This window comes from Streptomyces sp. NPDC046881 (assembly GCF_040645015.1).
Lineage (GTDB): Bacteria > Actinomycetota > Actinomycetes > Streptomycetales > Streptomycetaceae > Streptomyces.
Map to the genome: position 1 here is coordinate 1 of NZ_JBEYXJ010000221.1, position 2,978 is coordinate 2,978.

The 2,978-nt window shown below is 74.6% G+C and carries 1 protein-coding gene; it reads left to right on the top strand.

The window, feature by feature from the left end; translation table 11 throughout:
• Positions 1–2,978 (top strand): type I polyketide synthase (locus ABZ923_RS41090; protein WP_361483501.1); only part of this gene is annotated, 2,978 nt, incomplete at both ends.

A 2,978-nucleotide genomic window follows, 5' to 3' on the forward strand; every position in this document is an offset into this window, starting at 1 on the left:
GAGGAGCCCGCTGCCGAGCCGGTGGCTCCGGCGGACGGTGTGGTGCCGGTGGTCGTGTCGGCGCGGAGCGCGGGTGCGCTGGCGGGGCAGGCGGGGCGGCTGGCCGCGTTCGTCGGCGACTCCGATGCTGAGGTGGCTGCTGTGGCGGGGGCGCTGGTGTCCCGGCGGGCGGTGCTGTCGGAGCGGGCGGTGGTCGTCGCCGAGAGCCGTGAGGAGGTGGTCTCCGGGCTGCGGGCACTGGCCGCCGGGGAGACGGCTCCGTTCGTGGTCACCGGCTCGGAGGCGGCGGGGAAGACGGTGTTCGTGTTCCCGGGGCAGGGATCGCAACGGGTCGGTATGGGCGGTGAGTTGTACGAGCGGTATCCGGTGTTCGCGCGGGCGCTGGATGACGCTTGTGCCGCCTTGGACGGACAGCTCGGCCTTGAGCAGTCGGTCAAGGACGTGATCTTCGGCAACGCGGAGTTGCTGGACCAGACGGTGTTCACGCAGGCCGGGTTGTTCGCGGTGGAGTCGGCGTTGTTCCGGCTGGTGGAGTCCTGGGGTGTACGGCCGGACGTGGTGGCCGGACATTCCATCGGTGAGGTCGTGGCGGCGCATGTGGCGGGTGTGCTGTCGCTGGAGGACGCGGCGGCGCTGGTGGCGGCCCGGGGCCGGCTGATGCAGGCCCTGCCCACGGGCGGCGCGATGGTCGCCGTGGCCGCATCGGAGGCCGAGATCACCGAACATCTCGGCGAGGGCGTGGACTTGGCGGCGGTGAACGCGCCCGGTTCGGTCGTCCTGTCCGGCGACGAGTCGGCCGTGCTGGCGGTGGCGGAGAAGCTGCGCGAGCAGGGCCGCCGGGTCAAGCGGCTCACCGTCTCCCACGCCTTCCACTCGGCGCTGATGGAGCCGATGCTCGCGGAGTTCGCGAGGGCCCTGGACGGGCTGACGTGGAACGAACCGTCGATTGCGGTGGTGTCCAACGTGACCGGCCGCCTGGCTGAGCCGGGCCAGTTGACGGACCCGGCCTACTGGGTGGACCACGTCCGCCGCCCGGTCCGCTTCGCCGAGGGGATCGCCGCCTCCGGCGGCTCGGTGTTCCTGGAACTCGGCCCCGGCGGCGCGCTGACCAGTGCCATCGCCGAGTCGGCGGGCGAGGACGCGGTGAGCGTGCCCGCGCTGCGCGACGAGCGGGGCGAGGCGCAGACGCTCCTGCTGTCCGTCGCCGAGCTGTTCGTCCGCGGCGCGAAGGTCGACTGGGCGGCCGTGCTGCCCGAGGGGGCGACCGAAGTCCACCTGGACCTGCCCACGTACGCCTTCGACCACCAGCACTACTGGCTCCGGATGTCGGAGTCGGTGGTCGACGCGGCCGCCCTGGGGCTGGCCGGCGCCGGGCACCCGCTGTTGGGCGCGGTGGTGCCGTTGCCGCAGTCCGACGGGCTGGTGTTCACCTCCCGGCTGTCCCTGCGCACCCACCCCTGGCTGGCCGACCACGCCGTCGGCGGAGTGGTCGTCGTACCCGGTGCCGGGCTGGTCGAGCTGGCCGTGCGGGCCGGTGACGAGGTCGGCTGCGGAGTGCTGGACGAACTGGTCGTCGAGGCGCCGCTGGTCGTCCCGGAGCAGGGTGCCGTACGCGTGCAGATCACCGTCGGCGGGCCGGACGAGACCGGTACCCGCAGCGTGGAGGTGTACGCGGCCCCCGACGACACCGCCGGGGCGGGCGGCCCGGTCACCTGGACCCGGCACGCCACCGGAATCCTCGCGCCGGCCGCCGGCGAGGCCGCGACCGACACCTTCGACTTCACGGCCTGGCCGCCGCCCGGCGCCCAGCGGGCCGAGCCGGACGCCCTCTACGCCGAGCTGATCGCCCACGGCCACGCCTACGGCCCCCTCTTCCAGGGCCTGCGCGGCCTGTGGCGGCGCGGGGACGAGCTGTTCGCCGAGGCCGCGCTGGCGGAGGACGACCAGACCGAGGCCGACCGGTACGGCGTGCATCCCGCACTGCTGGACGCCGTCCTGCACCCTGCCGTCCGGGAGGCCGTCGCCGACGACGGCGCCCAGGTGTGGCAGCCGCTGGAGTGGAACAGGGTCGTCCTGCACGCCACGGGCGCCACGGTGCTGCGCGCCCGGCTCGTCCGGTCCACCGCCGGCGTCGTGTCGGTGGAGGCCGCCGACGAGACCGGCGGCCCGGTGCTGACGGCCGATGCCGTGACCCTGCGGCCCGTCTCCGCGGACCGTCTGGCGTCCTCGGACCGCGCCCCCGGTGCCGCCGACGCGCTGTTCCGGGTGGAGTGGACCGAGCTGCCCGCCCCCCGGCCGGCCCGGACGGTACCGGACTGGATCGCGCTGACCGACGCGAGCGAGGTGACGGCGCTCGCGAACGGCACCGAGCTGCCGTCCGCCGCCGTGCTCGACTGCGCCGCGGACGGCGTGGACGACACCGCCGCGCTGACGCTGACCAGCAGGACACTGGGCGTCGTCCAGGCCTGGCTGGCCGAGCCCCGGCTCGAAGGCACGCGCCTCGTCGTACGGACCCGGGGCGCAGTGCCCGCGGGCGGGGACGCGGACGTGACCGACCCGGCCGCGGCGGCCGTCTGGGGCCTGATCCGTGTGGCCCAGGCGGAGAACCCGGACCGGATCGTCCTGCTCGACACGGACACGCCCGCCGGTACCGACGAGCAGTCGCTGCTCGCCGCCGTACTGGCCACCGGCGAACCGCAAACAGCCCTCCGTGGCGACCGTTTGTTTGCCCCGAGGCTCGCCCGCCCCGAGCAGGAGGACACGCCGGTCGCCTTCGACCCCTCGGGCTCGGTGCTGGTCACCGGCGGTACCGGCGTGCTGGGCGCTTTGGTGGCCCGGCACCTGGTGGAGCGCCATGGTGTACGGCATCTGGTGCTGGCCAGTCGGCGGGGTTCGGCGGTCGAGGGTGCCGAGGAGTTGGTGGCCGAGTTGTCGGGGCTGGGTGCCGAGTCGGTGTCGGTGGTGGCGTGCGACGTGTC